The organism is Methylophilus luteus, assembly GCF_042676265.1.
In the GTDB taxonomy this organism is placed as follows: Bacteria; Pseudomonadota; Gammaproteobacteria; order Burkholderiales; family Methylophilaceae; genus Methylophilus; species Methylophilus luteus.
In genome coordinates, this window is sequence record NZ_JBHTKB010000001.1 from 139,251 (window position 1) to 161,895 (window position 22,645).

The 22,645-nt window shown below is 56.5% G+C and carries 13 protein-coding genes; all 13 read right to left on the reverse strand.

All coding sequences use genetic code 11. From position 1 onward, the window contains the following. Window positions 1–44: 44 nt before the first annotated feature. The 13 genes from ACFQ1Z_RS00635 to ACFQ1Z_RS00695 all read right to left on the reverse strand — a co-directional run bounded on the left by ACFQ1Z_RS00635 (window position 45) and on the right by ACFQ1Z_RS00695 (window position 22,599). A complete protein-coding gene (locus ACFQ1Z_RS00635; protein ID WP_379054607.1) occupies window positions 45–4,232 on the reverse strand; it encodes a molybdopterin-dependent oxidoreductase in 4,188 nt (1,395 codons plus the stop codon). 23 nt (window positions 4,233–4,255) lie between these two features. Further along, complete coding sequence (nirD, locus tag ACFQ1Z_RS00640) at window positions 4,256–4,645, reverse strand: nitrite reductase small subunit NirD (protein ID WP_379054609.1); 390 nt, start codon at window positions 4,643–4,645, stop codon at window positions 4,256–4,258. Between the two features lie 16 nt (window positions 4,646–4,661). After that, entirely contained in the window at window positions 4,662–7,226 is a 2,565-nt protein-coding gene (nirB, locus tag ACFQ1Z_RS00645; protein WP_379054611.1) for a nitrite reductase large subunit NirB, read from the reverse strand. Between the two features lie 470 nt (window positions 7,227–7,696). After that, a complete protein-coding gene (locus tag ACFQ1Z_RS00650) occupies window positions 7,697–9,385 on the reverse strand; it encodes a protein kinase domain-containing protein (RefSeq protein WP_379054613.1) in 1,689 nt (562 codons plus the stop codon). An 85-nt stretch (window positions 9,386–9,470) separates the two neighbouring features. After that, on the reverse strand, window positions 9,471–10,682 hold the full coding sequence (locus ACFQ1Z_RS00655) for a nitrate/nitrite transporter (protein ID WP_379054615.1): 1,212 nt from the start codon (window positions 10,680–10,682) through the stop codon (window positions 9,471–9,473). A gap of 97 nt (window positions 10,683–10,779) precedes the next feature. Further along, window positions 10,780–11,559, reverse strand: a complete 780-nt coding sequence (gene cobA, locus ACFQ1Z_RS00660) for a uroporphyrinogen-III C-methyltransferase (protein WP_379054617.1) — start codon at window positions 11,557–11,559, stop codon at window positions 10,780–10,782. A 24-nt stretch (window positions 11,560–11,583) separates the two neighbouring features. Continuing rightward, window positions 11,584–13,029 carry an alginate export family protein gene (locus ACFQ1Z_RS00665; RefSeq protein ID WP_379054619.1) on the reverse strand — a complete coding sequence of 482 codons (1,446 nt, stop codon included), beginning with the start codon at window positions 13,027–13,029 and terminating at the stop codon, window positions 11,584–11,586. An 87-nt stretch (window positions 13,030–13,116) separates the two neighbouring features. Continuing rightward, a complete protein-coding gene (locus ACFQ1Z_RS00670) occupies window positions 13,117–13,923 on the reverse strand; it encodes an ABC transporter ATP-binding protein (protein WP_379054621.1) in 807 nt (268 codons plus the stop codon). Between the two features lie 18 nt (window positions 13,924–13,941). Next, window positions 13,942–14,868: a nitrate ABC transporter permease gene (gene ntrB, locus ACFQ1Z_RS00675; protein ID WP_379054623.1), complete on the reverse strand. Its 927-nt coding sequence runs from the start codon at window positions 14,866–14,868 to the stop codon at window positions 13,942–13,944. A gap of 19 nt (window positions 14,869–14,887) precedes the next feature. After that, window positions 14,888–16,192, reverse strand: coding sequence for a CmpA/NrtA family ABC transporter substrate-binding protein (locus ACFQ1Z_RS00680; protein ID WP_379054625.1), 1,305 nt, complete (start codon window positions 16,190–16,192; stop codon window positions 14,888–14,890). Window positions 16,193–16,528: 336 nt separating this feature from the next. Next, a complete protein-coding gene (locus tag ACFQ1Z_RS00685; protein WP_379054627.1) occupies window positions 16,529–17,803 on the reverse strand; it encodes a nitrate- and nitrite sensing domain-containing protein in 1,275 nt (424 codons plus the stop codon). 198 nt (window positions 17,804–18,001) lie between these two features. Continuing rightward, on the reverse strand, window positions 18,002–19,459 hold the full coding sequence (locus tag ACFQ1Z_RS00690; RefSeq protein WP_379054629.1) for an efflux transporter outer membrane subunit: 1,458 nt from the start codon (window positions 19,457–19,459) through the stop codon (window positions 18,002–18,004). Continuing rightward, window positions 19,456–22,599, reverse strand: coding sequence for an efflux RND transporter permease subunit (locus ACFQ1Z_RS00695; protein ID WP_379054631.1), 3,144 nt, complete (start codon window positions 22,597–22,599; stop codon window positions 19,456–19,458). Before ACFQ1Z_RS00695 ends, ACFQ1Z_RS00690 begins: the two co-directional genes overlap by 4 nt. Window positions 22,600–22,645: the final 46 nt, after the last annotated feature.

The window sequence follows — 22,645 nt, forward strand, 5'->3', positions numbered from 1 at the left end:
ACAAGGAAAAGCTAACTGTTTTACGTTGGTCGAATTAACCACCATCAGTAAACATCACGCACATAGCGCTTTTCCTGCGCCATATTTGATACATAGTCTGCGGCTGCCTGCTCGCTCATCTGGCCATGGGTCTGCACTATGGTTTTCAGCGCGGTATCTACATCTTTAGCCATACGGCTGGCATCGCCACAGACACAGAAGTGCGCGCCTTGTTGCAGCCATTGCCACAGTTGTTCACCATGTTGCAGCATGCGGTGCTGTACATAGATCTTTTCGTTCTGGTCGCGCGAGAAGGCGGTATCCAGCCGGGTCAGGACGCCTTGCTTTTGCAGCGTTTCCAGTTGTTCGCTGTAGTAAAAGTCAGTAGCGGCATGCTGTTCGCCAAAGAATAACCAGTTGTTGCCTTTGGCGGCGGTGGCCTGCCTTTCCTGCAAAAAGGCGATAAAAGGGGCGATGCCGGTGCCGGGGCCGACCATGATCAGCGGCGCATCGGGGTTTTTAGGCGGGCGGAAGTGGGCCGAGCGTTGCACAAACACAGGCACTGCAACATCTTGCGCCCGGTCTGCCATAAAGGTAGAGCAGACGCCGCCACGGGCCAGACCATCGCCATAACGTACTGTAGAAACGGTCAGATGCACCTGCTGCGGGTAGACTTTAGGGCTGGACGAGATCGAATACAAGCGTGGTTGCAAACGCTTTAATACCGCCAGCCAGTCGTTGGCTTCGACCTTGAACGGAAACGCCAGTATCAGGTCTAGCAGCTGTTTGCCCCATAGCCAGTCTTTCAGCCGTGCTTTATCTTCCATCAACACTGCGAGTGCCGGGCTGGCGCTGCGTTTTTGCACGAATTCCAATAACTCCGGCGTGATGCGTGCGATCTCGTAGTGATGCAGCAAGGCGTCACCTAGTGGCAGCTGGCCGTGGTCTTTGACGGTGACTAGGCTGGCCGCGGAAAGCTTGAGTGCACGCAACATTTCGCCTACCAGTTCCGGGCAGTTGGTCGGCCACACGCCGAGGGCATCGCCTGCTTCATACTGTAAGCCGCTGCCGGTCAGATCAAAACCAAACTGGCGTATCTCTTTTTCTGAGCCTTCGCCGTTCAGGCGCTGGTTGATGATCAGTTTGCTGCGTAATGGGTTTTGGCGGCTATACGCAGGTGCGGCTGGCGACTTGGCCAGTTCGCTGACCGCTGCATCTGCCTGGTCAGCCTGGTCTCCTATGGCCAGCACTGGCTGGCTGACAGTGGCAGCTACCTGTGCCAGCGCGGCCGCTGCTTGCTCCAGCCAGGCATGGGCTGTTTCTTCATAGTCCGGTTCGCAGTCTACCCGCTCCAGCAGGCGTTGTGCGCCCAGTGCTTGCAGCCGGGCATCCAGTCTGCGGCCAAAGCCGCAGAACTGGTCATAGCTGGAGTCGCCAAAGGCCAGCACGGCAAAACGGGTATTGGCCAGTGAAGGCAGGTCATCTGCTTGCAGCCTGTTCCAGAACTGGCCGGCATTGTCTGGCGGGTCACCGTCACCAAAGGTGCTGGTGAGTAGCAACACCTGGCTATAGTTAGCCAGCTCTGCCATTTTGACGCTATCCATAGACATGATGGCTGTTTGCAGGCCGTGGGCTTGAATACGCTCAGCGCATTTTTCGGCAAAGCGCTCGGCATTACCGGTTTGTGATGCCCACAGTATAGCCACGCTGGCGGGTGCTGTTGCCGCAGCCGCCGAAAAATCCGGCAAGCCGCCAGGCAGTTGGTCACCATCTGGTAACCAGCTGCGTGCAAACAATCCGGCCAGCATGCCGTTGACCAGCAGGTGTTTGGCCGGTGCCAGTGGTGCGCCTTCCGGCAGCATGGGTACGCCACCGATCTTGCGCGACTCTTCGCTACGCAAGCCACTGATAAATCCTTGCAGATAAAGTTGTTCCTGCGCTTCGAGCACGATCTCGGGTGCGGTCTCCAGGCCCAGTAACCTGGCTAAAGCATCAATATCTCTCATGTTTAGTTCCTTGTTGTTGCTGGCCTTGCCGCCTGCCACCAGGGCTAGCTCATCTGCCTGCTCAGGTTGCGGGGCTGGCGCACTGGCGACGCGTGTCATGGTCACGGCGCAAAACTTGAATTCGGGTTGTTGCGAGATGGGGTCTATGGCGTCGCTGGTCACGGCATTGATGGTCAGGTCTTCGCCATAAACATCATTCCAGTGAAAAGGGGCAAAGCAGTTGCCGGCACGCACGCGGTCGGTGACCACCGCGGGTAGCACTGCACGGCCACGGCGCGAGCGTATCTCGACCTGGTCTTTATCCTTTATGGCCAGCGCGGCGGCATCTTCCGGGTGCAGCTCTACGAACGGCCCCGGGTTGAGTTTGTTCAGGGTGTCTATCTTGCCGGTCTTGGTCAGGGTGTGCCATTGGTGTTGCAGGCGGCCGGTGTTGAGCACAAACGGGTAGTCAGTGTCGGGCAGCTCGGCCGGGTCCATATGCGGGCGGGCGAAAAACACTGCTTTGCCACTGGCAGTCGCAAATGCGATGCGCGGGGTATGGCCGTCGTCATTCACTTTCAGGCTCTGGCTGATACCGTCATTGAGGTAGCGTATAGGGTGCCGGTCTGCCTGGCTGCCGGGCGGGCAAGGCCATTGCAGCGAACTATCGCGCAACTTGTCGTGGCTGACGCCACGGATGTCATAACCGGTGTTCAGGTTGGAGCTGCGGGTGATCTCTGCAAATACTTCGGCGCTGCTGCTGTAGCTGAACCCGTCGCTAAAGCCCATCTCGCAAGCGACCCTGGCGATGATCTGCCAGTCAGCCATGGCTTCGCCCGGGGCAGGCACAGCCTGCTGCGTCAGCGTCATATTGCGTTCGGAGTTGATCATCACGCCTTCGGCTTCGGCCCACAAGGCACCAGGCAGCAGAATATCGGCATAACGGTTGGTTTCGGTATCTAGGAAGGCGTCCTGCGCGATCACCAGTTCGGCTTGCTCTAAAGCGGCGATCACGTTTTTGCGGTTGGCCATGCTGGCGACCGGGTTGGTACAGATCACCCAGCAGGCTTTGATCTTGCCGGCCTTCATCTGCTCGAACATGGCGACGGTGCCGCCACCGAGGCGGGTGTGCAAGGTGCCTGGCGGCACTTGCCATAACTGTTCTATGAACTGGCGGTCTTGTTCTACCAGCACAGTGCGCTGGCCTGGTAAGCCCGGGCCCATATAGCCCATTTCGCGGCCGCCCATGGCATTCGGTTGCCCGGTCAGCGAGAACGGGCCGCTGCCGGGGCGGCAGATCGCGCCTGTGGCCAGGTGCAGGTTACAGATGGCGTTGGTGCTCCAGGTGCCATGCGTGCTCTGGTTCAGGCCCATGGTCCAGCAGCTCATCCAGTTTTTGCTGGTGCCTATCCAGTCTGCGGCCTGGCGAATGGCGTTTTCACTGAGGCCGGTGATGGCGGCGACTTTTTCCGGGGTGTAATCCTGCAGAAAGTCGGGCATCACCTCCCAGCCTTCGGTGAATTCGTCTATAAATGCGGCATCGGTATGGCCATTGATGACCAGCAGGTGCAGCAGGCCATTGAGTAAGGCCAGGTCAGTGCCAGGCTTGATCTGCATGAACAGGTTGGCTTTATCGGCCGTGGTGTTGCGGCGCGGGTCTACCACGATTAATTTGGCACCGGCTTTGACTCTATCCATCATGCGCAAGAACAGGATAGGGTGGCAATCGGCCATATTGGCGCCGATGACAAAGAACAGGTCGGTCTGGTCAAAGTCCTGGTAAGAACCCGGCGGGCCATCGGCCCCCAGTGACAACTTATAACCACTGCCGGCGCTGGCCATACACAGGCGTGAATTGGATTCAATATTGTTGCTGCCCAGGTAGCCCTTGACCAGTTTGTTGGCCAGGTACTGGGATTCGATAGACATCTGGCCGGAGACGTAAAGCGCGATCGCGTCCGGGCCATGCTGGTCAAGAATGGCGCGTAAGCGGCGCGCGGTCTCCTTGATGGCGGCATCTATGCCGGTGCGTACCGATTCCTGGCCGCGCTGCTGGCGTACATAGGCGTATTCCAGCCGGCCTGAGTCAGCGATGGCTTGTATACAGGTACTGCCCTTGGTGCACAGGCGGCCAAAATTGGTCGGGTGCTGTTTGTCACCATAGACCTTGATCACTTTCTGCTCCTTGGTTAAGTGACCTTGGACCTCCATGACGATACCGCAGCCTACACCGCAATATGGACAGACTGATTTGACTTTAGTGATCATGCTCGCCCTGGCCTACCCTGCGCTCACACCTGCACCCAGACGGTGCCGCCACGCAGTTCCACCGCATAGATGGGTAGGCGCACCTCGGCATTTTCTACGCAGATGCCGGTGTGCAACTGGTAATGGTGTTTGTAGATGGGCGAGGCCACCACGCGTTCACCGCCGAGGTCACCGACGATGCCGCGCGACATGACGTTGGCATCGCTGTGCGGATCGTAGTTGTCGATGGCGTAGAGCTGGTCATCGTGCAGGCGGAAGATCGCCACCTGGCGGCCATCTACCAGCGCACATACGCCGGTGTTGGGCCAGATGTCATCCAGTGCGCACACCGCATGCCAGGTGCCGCTATCAGGGTTAGATATAGCCGCAGGCGCAGTGTGTTCAGATACGGCTGCTTGTTGCAATTGACTCATAGGTTTACTCCATTCATTACTCGGTGGTGGCCAGGATAGGGATGACCTTGGCCTGCTTTTTTTCTTCTACCGTCGCCGGGCGCATCTGGTCGCGCTCCTTGACGAAGACGATGTTGTTGTCACCAGCCACGCTGTTGACAAAGCTGCGGAAGCGCTTGCGTACTTCAGGGTCGTTGACGGCGGTCTTCCATTCATCCTGGTAGTTGTCCACCACATGCTGTATCTGTGCTTCCAGCTCGGCGCCCAGGCCCAGGCTATCGTTGATCACCACTTGCTTGAGGTAATCCAGGCCGCCTTCGAGGTTGTCGCGCCAGGTGCTGGTACGTTGCAGGCGGTCGGCAGTGCGGATATAGAACATCAGGAAGCGGTCTATCATGCGGATCGCGTCTTCTTTACTGAGGTCGCTGGCGATCAGTTCGGCATGGCGCGGTTTCATGCCGCCGTTACCGCACACATACAGGTTCCAGCCACTTTCGGTCGCGATCAGGCCTACATCCTTGCCCTGTGCTTCGGCGCATTCACGCGTGCAACCTGATACGCCGAACTTGATCTTGTGCGGTGCGCGCAGACCTTTGTAACGGTTCTCCAGTTGCACGGCCAGGCCTACACTGTCGTCCACGCCATAACGGCACCAGGTCGAACCTACGCAGCTTTTTACAGTACGCAACGACTTGCCGTAGGCATGGCCGGATTCAAACCCGGCAGCGATCAGCTCTTCCCAGATATTCGGCAACTGTTCTACGCGCGCACCAAACATATCCACGCGTGCACCACCGGTGACCTTGGTATACAACTTGTATTTTTTGGCGATCTGGCCGATGGCGATCAGGCCATCCGGCGTGACTTCGCCGCCGGGCATACGCGGTACTACCGAGTAACTGCCATCTTTCTGGATATTGCCGAGGAAGTAATCGTTGGAGTCCTGCAGCGAGGCCAGGTCTTTCTTCAGGATAAAGTCGTTCCACACCGAAGCCAGGATGCTGGCGGCAGTCGGTTTGCAGATGTCGCAGCCCAGGCCTTTGCCATGTTTGTGCAATAGTTCGTCAAATGTCCTGATCTGTTCCACGCGCACCAGATGGTAGAGCTCCTGACGCGAGTAGGGGAAATGTTCGCACAGATGGTTGTTGACGGTCATGCCCAGCTTGACCATTTGCGCTTTCATGACCTGGGTCACCAACGGCACGCAACCGCCGCAGGCAGTGCCTGCCTTGGTGCATGACTTGATCGCCCCTATGCTGCAATGACCGGCCGCGACCGCTTCACCGATGGCGCCTTTGCTGACGTTGTTGCACGAGCACAGTACTGCCGTATCCGGCAATGCATCCACGCCCAGTCCGGGTTTTTCCTTGCCATCGCTGGCAGGCAGGATCAGGAACTCGGGGTTTTCCGGCAAGGCCATGTCGTTGACTGTCATTTGCTGCAAGGTGCCGTACTCATCGGCGTTGCCTATCAGCACCGCGCCCAGCAGTTTCTTGCCATCTTCGCTGACGACGATCTTTTTGTAGATATTGCGCACCTCATCGGTGTACTGATAGCTGCGGCAACCGTGGGTCTTGCCATGTGCATCGCCGACGCTGGCTACATCCACACCCATCAGCTTGAGCTTGGTGCTCATGTCCGCACCCTGGAAAGTAGTCGCGGTTTCGCCTGCCAGGTGTGCGCAAGCGGTGCGCGCCATGTCATAGCCAGGCGCTACCAGGCCGAACATCTCGTCGTTCCAGCTGGCACATTCGCCTATGGCGTAAATGTCATGGTCGCTGGAGCGCGAGAAATCATCAATGGCGATACCGCCACGCGCGCCTATGGCCAGGCCGGCGTCTCTGGCCAGCTCATCACGCGGACGGATACCGGCTGAGAACACTATCATGTCGGTTTCCAGCCAGGTCTCATCAAAGAACACCATGCGGTGGCGCGCAGTCGCGCCATCGACGATGGCGGTGGTGTTGCGGCTGGTGTGTACGTGTACGCCCAGCTCCTCTATCTTGCTGCGCAGCACGCGGCCGCCAGCTTCGTCTACTTGTACTGCCATCAGGCGTGGTGCGAATTCCACCACATGGGTATCCAGGCCCATGTCGCGCAAGGCCTTGGCACATTCCAGGCCTAGCAGGCCACCACCTACCACGACGCCGCTGTTGGCGGTCTTGCCTGCGGCGGTCATGGCTTCCAGGTCTTCTATGGTGCGGTAAACAAAGCAGTTGTCGCGGTCGCGCCCGGCGACAGATGGCACGAACGGCACCGAGCCGGTCGCCAGTATCAGTTTGTCGTAGGGCAGCAGGGTGCCGTCGGTCAGCGTGACCGTATGCTGATGCCTGTCTATATGACTCACACGCGCATTCAGGCGCAATTCCAGCCCGGCCCTGTCATAAAAACCAGGTTCTACCAGTGACAGGTCTTCAGCCGTGCTGCCGGAGAAAAAACTGGAAAGGTGCACCCTGTCATAAGCCGGACGAGGTTCTTCGCCCAGCACCGTGACCTGCAGCCCGGCTGCGGCCAGGTCAGGGTGGCGTTTTACCAGTTCCTGCATAAAATAATGTCCCACCATGCCGTTGCCGACTACTACTATGCGGGTGTGTTGATTCATCGTATGTTCCCCATCTGATGCAGGCTAGTGACTGTGTGGCGCTGGTTTGCCACGCACATGGCCATGCTGTTTAGCTAGCTTAAAAACGAAAAAAGGCGTCCATAGCTGATTCCGCAACTGCCTGATGCAATGCTGCGAAAAATAGCTATGGACGCCGTTGTCCATTAAGAGATTTCCTGACTCAGAAACCTCTTTTGTTAAAAAAATACTCATTGTTTAGCAACGAAATTTACTAGCGGATAAGCAAGCCATATGCCAGGACGGGGTGTGCCGGTTTTGAAATGGCATAACTGATTGTTTTGTATAAATTTATTTTTAGGGTTTGCGGCTTTAATAGCGCTAGATGGGCGTGCAGGCAGGGGCTGGCAGATAGCCCACCGCGCACGGTTATGATGCAGAAAAACGCGTTTGCACCAGAATAGGTCTTAGCCGGCAGGCCTGGCTATTTTTGCAGCAGCAACGCGGATGCTTCAGGTAATAAACAGCAGGTAGATCAGGATAAGATTGGCAAACAGCGAGCAGATCGCCAGCCACTGCCATTTGACCAGCCTGGCGCGTGCGATCAAAGGCGTGCGTGGAATGACCACCGGTTTCAGCTCCCCATGTTCCAGCGCCAGCAGCATTTCTTCTGCGGTTTCAAAGCGGTCTTCAGTTTTTCTGGCGATCGCTTTGAGTATGACGTTTTCGAGCCAGGCCGGGATCTCGGGCCGGTAACGGCTGGGCTTGATAGGCTCGCCGAAACGCGGTGACTGGAAAGGCTCTATCTCGCCATAGGGATATTTGCGCGTGAGCAAATGATACAGCGTGACGCCGGCAGCATAGATATCGGCCTGGCGGTCAGCCACCTGGCCAGCAAACAGTTCAGGCGCCATAAAACTGGGCGTGCCCGGGTTTTCCATCTGTTCTGGCATGGGCAGGGTAGGGTTGAGCGCGACGCCCAGATCGAGGATGCGCAAACGGGTATCGCTGCCGATATGGATATTGGCCGGCTTGATATCGCGGTGCACGATATTCAGGCGGTGCAGCATGCTTAAGCCGCGCAACAGGTCCTGGCCGATATTGGCGACGCCATTCATGGTGAAATGGTGGCCGGCATCCAGCCGCTGTTGCAGAGTAGAGCCTTCATGCCAGGTCATCACATAATACAGCGCACTGCGCTGATCCAGCGTCAGCGGCAATATCTGCGGCACACATTGCGAGACTACGCGCTTGGCCAGCCATTCTTCATTGAGCAAGGCTTCGCAGCTTTGTTTGTCATCGGCGCGCGACGGCTGCAGGGTCTTTAATACAAACAGTTGCCCGGCGCTGTTTTTCACCTGGTACAAGATACTCAGGCGCGAATCATGTATCACGCGGGTGACGGTAAAGCCGTCCAGCTGGCTGCCGACGGCGAGCCTGGGTGGCAATGGCAGGCTGAGCGCATCGGCCAGCATATCGGTCAGGTGGTCCTGGCCTACACTTTCAATATTGACGATAACGGCAGAGGCATTATCCTGGCCGCCTTTTTCCACCGCCAGTGCGGTCAGGTATTCGGCCACCATTTGCGGTGATCTATACAGCATCAGTCCGCGGTGGATCTCGGCGTCGCCCAGCGCCGCCCACACGCCATCGCTGACGATGGCATAGACATCGCCGGCTTGCAGCAGGCCTTCGGCATAATCTACCGTCAGCTGGTCATCCAGCCCGACCGCGCGTTTGAGCACATGGCGCATATCCGGCCTGTCCCAGACATGGTCTGTGGTCAGGCATTGCAATGACTGTTCACGCAGGCGGTAGATACGCGTGTCGCCCACATGCGCCAGCACATACCGTTGGCCGCGCAACACCAGCATGGACAAGGTGGTGGCCATGCCAGCCATCTTGCTGTCCTTGCGGGCCTGCGACAATACCCACAGGTTGGCCGCCTGCACTACTTTGTCCAGCGCATGCTGTATGGTCCAGGTCTCCGGGGTGGCGTAGTAATCAGCCGAGATACTCCTGGCGGTCATTTCTGACGCTTCGGCACCGCCGGCGCCGCCGCTGACGCCATCGGCGACCAGCATCAGCGCGCCCTTGATCGCCTGTTGCGATTCAGACGGGGTGACCACGGTGACATAGTCCTCGTTACGCGGCCTGGGGCCTATCACGCTATGTTCACCTACTTTAAACACAAGACTCATAAGCCGGCTATTTTAAAGGTTGCAAGATTGGGTATTATCGTCGGTCAGGGTGTCGCAAGACAACTGCCAGGCTCAATTGGCAGGCTTAAACCTTGGCCGCAGTCACGCTGGCCGCGCCCCAGGTCGTACGCCAGCGGTTTTTCACGCCAGTCAGGCCTACCAGTGCCAGTACGGCTAATCCGGCAAAAATGATCAGGCCAACCTGGTAGCTGCCGGTGATCTGCTTGGAGTAACCCAGGCTGGAAGCCAGGTAAAAACCGCCTATGCCACCGGCCATGCCGACCAGGCCGGTCATCACGCCTATCTCTTTACGAAAGCGCTGCGGCACCAGTTGGAACACCGCGCCGTTACCCATGCCCAGCGAGGCCATAGCCAGCACGACTACGCCCAGCCCGGCGATCTGGGTAGTGATGCCAAAACTGAGGATGAACAGGAAGACGGCAGCCAGTACATACATGGTGCTCAGGGTGCGTATGCCACCTATGCGGTCAGCCAGCAGGCCACCGAACGGGCGCACCAGCGAACCGGCAAATACGCAGGCGGCGGTGAAGTAACCGGCGTGCACCGGGTCAAGGCCATACTGGTCGTGGAAATAGATGGTCAGCGAAGAAGCCATGCCGACAAAGCCGCCGAAGGTCACGCAATAGAACAACATGAACCACCAGGCATCCTTGTCTTTCAACACCGCCATATACTGGGACAATGATTTCGGTGCCGGGGTATCCGGCGCATCTTTGGCAAACGCGGTGTAGACGATCAATGCCAGCAACAAGGGGATCAGCGCCAGGCCGAATACGTTGTTCCAGCCGAAAGCCACTGCCAGGCCAGGCGCAAACAGCGCCGCCAGTGCCGTGCCTGAGTTGCCCGCGCCAGCAATGCCCAGCGCCGTGCCCTGGTGCTCAGGCGGATACCAGCGCGAAGCCAGCGGCAGTGCCACGGCAAAAGCGGCACCGGCAAAGCCGAGAAACACGCCCAGCAACAAGGCTTGCTGGTAACTGTGTATGCCATGCAACCAGGCGGTGAGCAAAGCCACCAGCACGATCACCTGGCCGATGAGGCCGGCTTTTTTAGGTTTGAGCTGGTCTACCAGTACGCCCATCACTATGCGCAACAGTGCGCCTGTGAGTACCGGCGTGGCGACCATCAGGCCTTTTTGTGCCGGGTTCAACTGCAGGTCAGCCGCGATCTGTACCGCCAGTGGCCCCAGCATGACCCACACCATAAAACTCAGGTCAAAATAAAAGAAGGCTGAAAACAGCGTAGGCTTGTGGCCTACCTCCCAAAAACTCTTTTTCATGTTTATCTCCGGTTGATTCAAAATAGCATATCTGTGGCTGGTAGCTGCGCTGATTTATTTATTATCTAAACGCAGATACCAATCAATGTTGTTTTTTTTAATTGGCATTCACTGCCGGTAAATAGTCAAACTGGTGCAGCGCCTGCAATGTTTTAGCGCTATTGGCCATTTTCACCACTTCACCGACCACTATCATGGCCGGGCTTTTCATCTGGTGCTGGTGGCTATACAGCGGCATGGCTGCAATGGTGCTGACCAGCGCACGCTCATCCTCGCGGGTGGCGCTTTCAACCACCATGCATGGCATGGCGGGTGACATGCCGGCGGCGATCAGTTCGCGGCTGATATCGGCCAGGTGCTGCATGCCCATATAAATCACCAGCGTGGTGTTGCTTTCTACCAGTGCGCGCCACGGTAATGGCCCGCCGTCCTGAGTATGGCCGGTCACCAGGGTCACGCCATGGTTCAGGCCTCTATGGGTGGCTGGTACATCCATGCTGGCGCAGGCGCTGAGGCCGCTGGTCATGCCGGGGATCACCTCATAGGCGACGCCGGCGGCGCGTAAAGCCAGCATCTCTTCACCGCCACGGCCGAACACGAACGGGTCGCCGCCCTTGAGGCGTACCACTATCTGCCCTTGTTCGGCCAGCGCGATCAGCATGCGGTTGATAAAAGGTTGCGGGGTAGACTTGCAGCCGCCGCGTTTGCCCACGTGCACTATGCGTGCCTGCGGGCAATGCGCTAGCAGGTCCGGGTTGACCAGGTCATCGACCAGTACCACCTCGGCCTGCTGCAAGGCTTTGATCGCCTTGAGCGTGATGAGGTCTGGGTCACCGGGTCCGGCACCGACTAAAAAAACTTTTCCGGCTGTAGTCATAGTTGCTTCCTTACATTCAAACAATTAAAAGGTGTACATGGCGGTCAGCCATAATTTTTCGGTATCTTGAAAACGTGCACGATTGGTCGCGCCATTAGTCACCGCATTAGGGCCGGCAGCGTACTGGTCATCTTCGGTATATTTGCCGTATTCAAATTTGGTCATCCAGTTCTTGTCGATATTCCAGGTGACGGCAGCATTCCACTCGCGGCCATAACGGTTGCCATTGGCAGTAGCACCGCCATTGACGGTGAAGAAATCCTCATCAGAGCTGATGTCGTGGTAATCGACAAAAAACAGGAAGTCACCATATTTATAAGTGGCAGTAATGAAAGAGTCCTTGATGCCCTGGCGTGGTGTCACCAGGAATTTGTCTACCCAGCCCTGGAATAAATGGTTGGTACCAAACGGTGTCTGGAATGCATACTGGCCATCGTTGCTGGAGAGCAGTTCCTGGTCCACGCGCAGGTTGAAGTTATCTATGCCGAAGCCGCCGCCCACTTTGTAGTAATGGGCATCAATGCGGTTGTCACCACCTTTGTAATCGGTCTGTTTGGCATATTCAGCCGTGTAATGTGCACGGTAGTTGGGCGTGAACGGGTGTGTGCCATCCAGGCGCAAGCCTATGATTTTGTTGGATTGGTCAGCCAGTAAATTATTGAACGTGTTATTTAATGCGCCCGCACCAAACCACGCATTGCCTAGCCCTAGGTTCTCGAAGTTGGAGAAGTAACCGTATCCAACCAGAAATTCGGTAGGCGAGATGCGGTAGCGGGCATTGGCGATCTCCAGGTCACCGCTGCGATGCGTAGTGAAGATTTGCCTGACGCGGTCAAAGTGCGCCAGATAGATCTCGGTATCCGGGATGGTTTTGTTGAACACAGACACGCCATCGAATACCTGTGTGTTCTGGCGGAAGGCGATGTCGCCTATGAAACGCACGTTATCCAGGTTGATCGCCTGGCGGCCTGCACGGACACGGGTGTTCTTGATGCCGGTCCAGTCCACAAACAACTGGTTGATATCTGTGTAGTCTGGGTCAACTACTTTGGCGTAGTTGATCCTGTCGCTTTCGTTTGACGCGCCATTGGTCCTGACAGTATTGGTACTGTCATTAAAATCATCCTTGAGTTTGCTGACGTTGGTGATTTGTGCGGCAAAACTCCAGTTTTTGTAAGGTGCGGTTTGCCAGCCTATCAAGCTGCGCAACGTGACCGCGTTGGCATTGTCCAGCTCACGGTTTGCGGTCGGGTTGGCGGAGCCATTGGCAAAGGTTGCTGGCTGCAAGCCATCCTGGTCGACAAACTCATAACGTAATCTGAAACTGGTCATATTTTTGCCGGTTTTAATGGCATCCATAAAAGTGTATTCGGGCAAGATCTCTTCTTCAGCCACCACTTGCATGCTCATAGACGCCAGCAAAACTGCCAATGAGACTTGACGCAATCGTTGGTAAGAGTTAGCTTTCATGTTGTTGCTCCTTTGCTTAAGTGGGTAACCATACTTCGATGAGGTATGCGGTGCTGGTGGGTTGCCGCCCGTCAGCACCACTTTTCTTTATGCCGCCTTTCTGGCGTGTCTTTCGTATAAAAACTTCAACACTTCACTACGCAGATGCGTATAGGCCTGGTCTTCTACCAGCTGCAGGCGGTTGCGCGGGCGCGGCAGGTCGACTGTCAGGATCTCGCCTATGGTCGCCGCCGGGCCGTTGGTCATCATGACGATGCGGTCAGACAGCAACACTGCTTCGTCTACATCATGGGTGACCATGACAGCGGTACAGCCTGAGCGCGCCATGATGTTCATCAGCTCGTCCTGCAGGCCGGCGCGGGTCAATGCATCCAGCGCACCAAACGGCTCGTCCAGCAGCAGCACTTTGGGTTCCATGGACAGGGCGCGCGCGATGCCTACCCGTTGTTTCATACCGCCGGAGATCTCATGCGGGCGCTTTTCCATGGCATGGTTAAGGCCGACCAGCTCCAGCGCCGCGCGGGTGCGCTCTGCCAGTTGCGTGTTGCTTTCGCTTTCGCCAAACACACGCTCCACCGCCAGGTAGACGTTTTCAAAACAGGTCAGCCACGGCAGCAGGGAATGGTTCTGGAACACCACTGCGCGCTCTGGGCCTGGTTTGGCGATCTCGCGTCCGGCGCAGAACAGATAGCCCTCGCTAGGTTGCAACAAGCCGGCGATCAGGTTGAGTACGGTGGATTTGCCGCAACCGGAGTGGCCGATGATGGAGATGAATTCGCCTTCGCGGATATCGAGGTTGATATCTTTCAAGGCCTGAAAACTGCCTTTTTTGGTGGCAAACGTCATATTGACGTTTTCGATCAGGACATAACGGTCTTGCAATACGGTGGTCATAGTGTGCTCCCTGATGGTTTATTCGTAGCTGTAGCGTTTGGCGACCAGCACCAGCAACTGTTCCAGCAGCAGGCCGACGATGCCGACGATAAAAATGGCGATGATGATATGTTCCACATTCAGGTTGTTCCATTCATCCCACACCCAGAAGCCTATACCCATGCCGCCGGTCAGCATTTCAGCGGCCACGATCACCAGCCAGGCTGCCCCTATGGAAAGGCGCACACCGGTCATCATGTATGGCATCACATAAGGCAGCAGTATCTTGGTCACTACTTTCCATTCCGACAGGTTGAGCACTTTGGCCACATTCATATAATCCTGCGGCACTTTGCTGACGCCGACCGCGGTGTTGATGATCATAGGCCACACTGCGGTGATGAAAATGACCCAGATCGCTGCCGGGTCTGCCGCCTTGAAAACCAGCAGGCCTATAGGCAACCAGGCCAGCGGTGACACCGGCTTGAGCAGGCTGATGATAGGGGCCGCCATGCGCGACATAAAGGCGTAACGGCCTATGACAAAACCCATGGGGATACCGACCATGGCTGCCAGTGCAAACCCGGTCGCCACGCGCTTGAGCGAGCTGAGGATGTTCCAGCCTATGCCCATGTCGTTCGGGTTGTTGATATAAAAAGGGTCACTGAACAGCTCCACTGCCGATTGCCAGGTTTTCAGCGGGCCTGGCAGGCCTTGGGTCAGCGCGGCCACAGTGGCCCAGATGGCGCCGAATACCAGCAAGCCGATCACAGGCGGCAACAACCATTCAAACACTGGTCTGGTGGTTGCCGCCCATGTGCTCCGCCGCTGCAACGACGGAGTGGCTGCTGTAGCTGTGGTCGAGAGAGGGATAACCACAGCAACAACGGGTTGTGCAGGGGCTGAGTTCACAGTGGGCTCAGCGGTGTGCACGTTTTTTTCTTTATTCAAGCTGACTACTGACATGCTGATTCTCCTTTAAAGATCAGGCTTTCACCTTGAAACTGTTGGCGTAGGCTTTAGGGTCCTTGCCATCCCAGACTACGCCATCGATCAGCTTGCTGCTGCGCATAGGGTCGGCGGGTACGCTGATGCCCAGCGCCTTGGCCGCTTCGGTATAGATGTCTATGCGGTTGACCTTTTTGGCCACGGCCAGGTAGTCGGGGTCAGACTTGAGCAGGCCCCAGCGTTTATGCTGAGTCAGGAACCACATGCCGTCTGACAGGTAAGGGAAATTGACCTTGCCGTCGTTGAAGAATTTCATGTAGTTGGGGTCCTCCCATTTTTTGCCTATGCCATTGTCGTAGTGGCCGAGGAAGCGGCCTTCTATCACTTCTTCCGGCGCATTGACATAAGCCTTGCCGGCGATCAGTTTGGCCACTTCAGGGCGGTTCTTGGTCGCGTCTATATAGCGGCAGGCCTCGAGTATGGCTTTGGTCAGTGCCAGCGCGGTATTCGGGTTTTTCGCAATAAAGTCGGCGCTGGTGCCCAGCACTTTTTCCGGGTGGTCGGTCCAGATATCCTGGCTGGTGGCTACCGTATAGCCTATCTTGTCGTAAATGGCGCGTGCGTTCCAGGGTTCGCCTACACAGTAGCCGTCCATATTGCCTATACGCATATTGGCCACCATCTGTGGCGGAGGCACCACTATGGTTTTCACATCTTTGACCGGGTTGATACCGTAATTGGCCAGCCAGTAATACAGCCACATGGCATGGGTGCCGGTAGGGAAAGTCTGGGCAAAGGTGAAGTCGCGGTTCTCGTTATCCAGCAGGCGTTTCAGGGTGCCGCCACTAGTGACGCCTTTTTCTTTCAACTGGTTGGCGAGTGTGATGCCCTGGCCGTTATGGTTGAGGGTCATCAGGATATTCATGTCTTTTTGCTGGCCGCCTATGCCCAGCTGTACGCCATAGATCAGGCCGTACAGCACATGGGCGGCATGCAGCTCGCCGTTGACCAGTTTATCGCGTACGCCGGCCCAGGAGGCTTCCTTGGACGGCACGATCTTGATGCCGTATTTTTTATCGAAGCCCATTTGTGCGGCCACCACGATAGGGGCACAGTCGGTGAGCGGGATAAAACCGACTTTCACTTCGGTGATCTCGGGCGCATCTGAACCAGCCGCCCAGGCCTGGCTGCGGATGGCAGACGGCACCATATTCATCATGGCGGCAGCACCAAATGCGCCGGCCATGGTATGCATAAAGAAATGACGGCGCTGGCTATCCACTGATTCGGGCTGAGGTGGTGTTGCGGGTTGTACCAGATCTTTTTTATCTGAACTGCTCATGTCTGCTCCCTTGAAAAAATAAATGAATATGGAAAATGAAAAACAAAAAAGGCGTCCTGATGGCATTGCTTGCGCGATACCATCAGGACGCCTTTGTCCTGGAAATCCATTTATTAAACTTCACACCCGGTCATACATCATAGCCATTATCGCCGTTGACAATGGCACCCGTTTCCGTGGTGCTTAAGTGTCATATAGCAAGCGGTATGCCAACTGCAAAAATAGTGAAAAAAAGCGGGTTTCAGAAAGAAAAACCCGCTGCAAGGGCGGTGCAAGGCCATTTAGCGCGCCAGGCATCGCACTTATTCAGTGCGCATGCACCATCAAATAGAGCAATCAGGAAGGGAGTTTTTGCTGGGTGAGTATGTTTTCAGCGACGTCTATGATCTTGCGTTTTTGCTCCATGGCCAGGTTGCGCATGGTCTTGTAGGCTTCCATCTCATCTATGCCCAGCTTGCTCATGAGCAGGCCTTTGGCGCGTTCTATCTGCTTGCGTTCTGACAGCGCTTTGCGCGTATCCGACAACTCGCTTTCCATATCGGCGATCTGGCGTGATTGCTGTTGCAGCAAGCTGATCATGGAAGCCATAGGGTAGGCTTGGGCGCTGTCATGCGCCTGAAAACTCAGCGCACTTTCGACCGGGATAGACAGATTAAAAAAGGTGCCATCCAGCGTGCTGGCTGGCGTAGCCTTGGCACTGATGGCCTGCAGGTATTCCTGGGTATATTCCAGGTCATGCCTGGCTTTGTGGGTCAAAACTTCCAACATGTCATGCATCTTCTGGATCAGCACGCACTGCAGTTGCCAGATGCTGGTCTGTTTTTGCGTGCACAGGTCGAACCAGATATCGGCATCACTGGGTTTCAGCGGCTGGTGGTCTTTTGCGGTGGTGAGCCTGGCCCGCAGTTGCTGGTGCTGGCGGTAGGGGGCGGTAGCCTGCAGCTTATCCCAGGCAGTGCGTAACTCCTGATTGCCGAACTGGCAGAATAACTCTATATGGCGGTCTTGCTGGTCTATCAGTTCCAGCAGGCGTTGCTGGTGCGCCTGCTGCACACTGCCGGAACCATAGATGTAAGAACCGACTGCGCGCTCCTGGCCGGCAAACTCCTTGGTCTGCACCAGGTTATACAAGGTGAGCAGGCAGGTGGAGATCTTGCTGTTGACCGAGCTGTCCGAGATCTCGAAGATCAGCGCGATCAGGCTGCTGATTAGGCGGCTATAGGATTCCATGCAATCAGTAAACGAGATCTTCTGTAAAGTGACCTGGTGACGCAGGGCGACCAGCTGGTCCAGGCCTAGCAATATCCATGAGATCAGCGTCAGCTGCCTGGCGTCGGTCAACAGGTCCAGGTGCAGATGCTGCTGCAAGGCCTGCCTGAAGTCTGCTTCTGTCGCCTGGTTGTGGCTGATGATATCAGCGCGCTCAGGCGCAAACCGTTTGCCGGCCGAAGCCAGGTATAAACAGCTGGCGCCACGCTCGGCCTGCACCTGATGGATGATCTGGCCTATGCTTTCAACAAACTGGATGCAGGTATCCAGGCGTTCAAGCTCTTCGATATGCCTGATTTTTGCCAGGACTATGGTCTGTTCGGGGGAAATATCTGTATTCATCACAAAAAATACCAAGCAAAAAATGTGCACGTTTATGGCGCACACATGCGCTGGCTTAAAAAAACGGGTTATGCAGGTGGGTGTAAAGTCCTGGTTTCTTAGGTTGGTTTCCTAGGCTAGTTTCTTAGGCTAGTTTCTTAGGCTAGTTTCTTAGGCTAGTTTCTGAAGCTGGCGCTGGCGTGACTGGCAGGGTAAAAACTACTGCCAGCCGCCGCCCACCACTTTGTACAAAGTCAGCTGGCTGGCAGCATCGTTTAACTGCAGGGTGATCAGGGATTGCTCGGCAGTATAAAGGGTTCTTTGCGCATCGAGTACCACCAGATAGCTATCGACACCGTTTTTAAAGCGCGCATCCGCCAGCTGAAAGGCTGCCGCGGCGGCATCAGTCAGTGACTTCTGCGCCTCTATCTGCGCTTTTAAGCCTTCGCGCTGCACCAGCACGTCTGCGACTTCCCTGAAGGCGGTCTGTACCGTTTTTTCATATTGCGCCAGCAGTATCTGCTGGTTCTTTTCGCCTACGGTCAGGTTGGCACGGTTACGGCCGCCATTAAAGATAGGCAGGGTGATCTGCGGCACAAACGTCCAGATACGCGAGCCGGTTTGAAACAGGCCGTTGAGCTCGGTGCTGGCCGTGCCTATGGTGGTGGTCAGGCTGATGGTGGGGAAAAAAGCCGCGCGCAAGGCGCCTATATTGGCATTGGCACCTTCGAGCTGGTGTTCGGCGGCACGTACATCCGGCCGCTGCTGCAAAGTCTTGGAAGTCACGCCGCGGGGCAGGGCGGTGGTCAGCGCCACACTGGCCAGTGAGCTATCCGGCAACCAGGCCACCGGCACCATGCTGCCAGCCAGCAGGTTAAGGGCATTAGTGTCCTGCTGTATCTGTATATTGTAGGTAGCCACGGCGACGCGCGCATTGTCGACGCTGGTTTGCAATTGCTTGAGAGTGAGCGCGTTGGCCACGCCCAGGTCAAACATCTTCTGGTTGATCTGGTAAGTATTCTGCTGGCTTTGCAAGGTCTGCTGCGCGATCTGCAGCCGTTTTTTATCTGCGGCCAGCGTCAGCCAGGCGGTAGCGACTTCAGCCACCAGGCTGATCTGCGTGCTTTTGCGGTTTTCCTGCTCGGCATAAAATGCCTGCAAGGCCTGCGCGTTCAAGTTACGCACGCGGCCGAACAGGTCCAGCTCATAAGCGCTGAAGCCCAGCGTGGCACGGTAAACATGCGATACATTGCCGCTGCTGTTATTACTGGCTGCCACAGTACCGGCTGACACATTGCCGTTATTGCCTACATTCGACATGCCTTTGGAGGCGGTTTCAGACAGGGCCGCGTTCACGGTAGGGAAAAGGTCCGCACGTTGCACCTGGTATTGTGCCCTGGCCCGCTCTATGTTCAGGGTCGCCACCCGCAAATCACGGTTGTTCTTCAGGGCCAGGTCCAGCACCTGCTGCAAGCGTTTATCGGTGATAAAAGATTGCCAGCTGACTTCAGTCAGTGGTTTCTGCTCTGTGTTCACCGTGCCCAGGCTGGCAGGCACTGGCGCTTCTGGCTGGTTGTAAAACGGGGCCAGGTTGATACAGGCGCTGAGTGCCAGCGCGCCTGGCATCCACGCCAGGTGTTTGAGAGTCAGCATAAGATTCAGTCTGGTCAGCTTCATGTGGCGGCTTCCGGGTGCTGCGCTTCTGCCTGGTAGGGGAACAGCGTGCGTATCAGCACATAAAACAGAGGTACAAAGAACACACCAAGGAAAGTGGCGGTCAGCATGCCGCCCAGCACGCCGGTGCCTATCGCCTGGCGGCTCACTGCACCTGCACCATGGCTGAAGGCGAGCGGGATCACGCCAAATACGAACGCCAGTGAAGTCATCAGTATAGGCCGCAAGCGCAGCTTGACTGCTTGCAGTGTCGCTTCAAGCAGCGGCTGGCCACGTTCTTGCAGGTGTTTGGCGAACTCCACGATAAGAATGGCGTTTTTAGCCGACAGCCCTATGGTGGTGAGCAAGCCGACCTGGAAGTAAACGTCCGCCGTCATGCCGCGCAGGCTGGTGGCCAGCACTGCGCCCAGTATGCCTAGCGGCACCACCAGGATGACAGAGAACGGCACCGCCCAGCTTTCGTAGAGTGCAGCCAGGCACAAAAACACAAAGACCACAGACACGGCATACAGCAATGGTGCCTGCGAGCCGGATAATCTTTCCTGGTAGGATTGCGCGCTCCATTCATAGCCTATGCCGGCCGGTAATTGCTTGATGATGTCTTCTACTATGCGCATGGCTTCGCCGGTGCTGGTGCCCTTGGCGGCTTCGCCGACGATCTCCATGGAAGAAATACCGTTGAAGCGCTCCAGCAAGGGCGAGCCCGACACCCATTTGCTGCTGGAAAAAGCCGAGAATGGCACCATGTCATTGCTGCTGTTACGCACATACCATTGCTGGATATCTTCGGGTTGCATGCGGTAGGGGGCATCGCCTTGCAGGTAAACCTTTTTCACGCGGCCCTTATTGATAAAGTCATTGACATAAGTACCACCCATGGCGATAGACAATGTGGTGTTGATATTGGCGGTGGTCAGGTTATAAATGCCGGTTTTCTGGTCGTCTATATTCAGGCGGAACATAGGCGTATCATCCAGCCCGCTGGCACGTACGCGATTGAGCTTGGGGTTCTCTGCCGCCACCGCGATAAACTGGTTCCTGGCGTCCATCAGTGCCTGGTGGCCCAGGCTGCCTACATCCTTTAACTCCAGCGTAAAGCCTGAGCCCTGGCCCAGGCCGCGTACCGGCGAAGGCTGGTTGACAAACAGTTTGGCATCACGGATCTTGGACAAGGCTTTGGTCATCTGGTCAGCCAGGCTGGCGGCGTCCTGGCCTTCGCCGCGCTGTTCCCAGTCTTTCAGGCGGATAAATGCGCGGCCGCTGTTCTGGCTGCCACCACCGCCCTGGCCCAGGCCGGCGATGGTCAGATATTCGGCAACCACTTCAGACTGGTTATCCAGGTAATGTTCTATCTGCCGCAACACACGCTGCATGCGGTCGTCGGTGGCCCCCACCGGCAACTGTATCTGCGTCATCAGCACGCCCTGATCCTCAGTCGGCAGAAAAGAGCTGGGCAGGCGCATGAATAACACGGTCAGCAATAGCAGGATGCCGCTATAGATCAGCATGGTGAAGATTTTTCTGTTGAGTATCTTCTCGACCACGGCCTGGTAGCCGTCGGCAAACGCCTGGAAAGCCGGGTTGAACCAGCGGAAGAACCAGCCGAACAGGCCGCCGCTGCCGGCATGGCCCTGATGTGCCGGTTTCAGCATGGTGGCGCACAGCGCCGGGGTGAGGGTGAGCGCCACCACCACTGACAGCAGCATGGCAGACACGATGGTGATGGAGAACTGGCGGTAGATCACGCCGGTGGCGCCGCCAAAGAACGCCATGGGGATAAACACCGCCGACAGCACCAGCGAGATACCGATCAGGGCGCTGGTGATCTCGCGCATGGACTTCTGCGTCGCCTCCTTAGGTCCCAGGCCTTCTTCGCGCATCACGCGTTCTACGTTCTCAACCACCACGATGGCATCATCGACCAGCAGGCCTATCGCCAGCACCAGGCCGAACATGGTCAGGGTGTTGATAGAAAAACCAAACGCAGCCAGCACGCCAAAAGTGCCCAGCAACACCACAGGCACCGCGATGGCCGGGATCAGCGTGGCACGCAGGTTCTGCAGGAACACATACATAATGATGACGACCAGCAGGATAGCCTCTATCAGCGACTTGACCACCTCCTTGATCGAAATGCGCACAAACGGGGTAGTGTCATACGGGATATGTACACTGAGTTTTAACTCAGGCGGAAAGTAGGGCGTCAGTGCCTCCAGCTTGTCCTTGACTGCTTGCGCGGTCGCCAGCGCATTGGCGCCGGAAGCCAGTTTGACACCAAACGCGGCCGAAGTCTTGCCGTTGAGCTTAGCCACCGGTGTGTAGCTCTCGGCGCCCAGCTCTACGCGTGCCACATCAGACAAACGCACCACATAGCCATCGGCACCGGACTTGACGATGATCTGTTTGAACTGTTCTACCGTCTGCAATTTGCTGCGGGCGGTGATGGTCGCATTCAGTTCCTGGCCCTTGACCGCAGGCAGCGCCCCCAGCTGGCCGGAAGACACTTCGGTGTTTTGTGCCTGTATGGCTGCGGCAATATCCGCCGGGATCAATGTGTATTTCTGCAGCTTGGCCGGGTCCAGCCAGATGCGCATGGCATAACCCGGGCTCAGGGTCTGTACATCACCCACGCCATCCAGGCGGCTGATCTGGTCTATCAGGTTGCTGGAGATATAGTCACCGATATCGATGGCGCGCACCGTGGGGCTGTCCGACATCAGTGAGATCATCATCAGGAAATCTATGCCGGTCTTGGCGACCGTCACGCCCTGGCTCTGCACTATCTGCGGCAGGCGCGGCATGGCTTGTTGCAGTTTGTTCTGTACCTGCATCTGCGCCACATCGGGGTTGGTGCCGGCATCAAAGGTCAGGCTGATATTGGCGTTGCCGGAAGAAGTGCTGCTGGCCGACATATAGGTCAGGTTATCTATGCCCTTCATATATTGCTCTATCACCTGGGTGACCGAGTTTTCTATGGTGTCGGCCGCAGCGCCGGTGTAAGTCGCGCTGATAGAAACGCGCGGCGGCGCGATATCCGGGTATTGCTCCAGTGGCAGCCATTCGATCGCACCTATGCCTGCCAGCATGATCACGATGGCGATCACCCAGGCAAATATCGGTCGTTGTATGAAAAAAGCAGCCATGATTGAATTCTTTTAATGTGAAGTAAGCACGCGGGGAGCTGTGTCT

What these genes read in the sequence shown, in the direction of transcription:
- ntrB (WP_379054623.1), bottom strand. Translation starts at nt 14,868, where the DNA reads ATGTCAGTAGTCAGCTTGAATAAAGAAAAAAACGTGCACACCGCTGAG.
- cobA (WP_379054617.1), bottom strand. Translation starts at nt 11,559, where the DNA reads ATGACTACAGCCGGAAAAGTTTTTTTAGTCGGTGCCGGACCCGGTGAC.
- ACFQ1Z_RS00685 (WP_379054627.1), bottom strand. Translation starts at nt 17,803, where the DNA reads ATGAATACAGATATTTCCCCCGAACAGACCATAGTCCTGGCAAAAATC.
- ACFQ1Z_RS00655 (WP_379054615.1), bottom strand. Translation starts at nt 10,682, where the DNA reads ATGAAAAAGAGTTTTTGGGAGGTAGGCCACAAGCCTACGCTGTTTTCA.
- ACFQ1Z_RS00690 (WP_379054629.1), bottom strand. Translation starts at nt 19,459, where the DNA reads ATGAAGCTGACCAGACTGAATCTTATGCTGACTCTCAAACACCTGGCG.
- nirD (WP_379054609.1), bottom strand. Translation starts at nt 4,645, where the DNA reads ATGAGTCAATTGCAACAAGCAGCCGTATCTGAACACACTGCGCCTGCG.
- ACFQ1Z_RS00680 (WP_379054625.1), bottom strand. Translation starts at nt 16,192, where the DNA reads ATGAGCAGTTCAGATAAAAAAGATCTGGTACAACCCGCAACACCACCT.
- ACFQ1Z_RS00650 (WP_379054613.1), bottom strand. Translation starts at nt 9,385, where the DNA reads ATGAGTCTTGTGTTTAAAGTAGGTGAACATAGCGTGATAGGCCCCAGG.
- ACFQ1Z_RS00635 (WP_379054607.1), bottom strand. Translation starts at nt 4,232, where the DNA reads ATGATCACTAAAGTCAAATCAGTCTGTCCATATTGCGGTGTAGGCTGC.
- ACFQ1Z_RS00670 (WP_379054621.1), bottom strand. Translation starts at nt 13,923, where the DNA reads ATGACCACCGTATTGCAAGACCGTTATGTCCTGATCGAAAACGTCAAT.
- ACFQ1Z_RS00695 (WP_379054631.1), bottom strand. Translation starts at nt 22,599, where the DNA reads ATGGCTGCTTTTTTCATACAACGACCGATATTTGCCTGGGTGATCGCC.
- ACFQ1Z_RS00665 (WP_379054619.1), bottom strand. Translation starts at nt 13,029, where the DNA reads ATGAAAGCTAACTCTTACCAACGATTGCGTCAAGTCTCATTGGCAGTT.
- nirB (WP_379054611.1), bottom strand. Translation starts at nt 7,226, where the DNA reads ATGAATCAACACACCCGCATAGTAGTAGTCGGCAACGGCATGGTGGGA.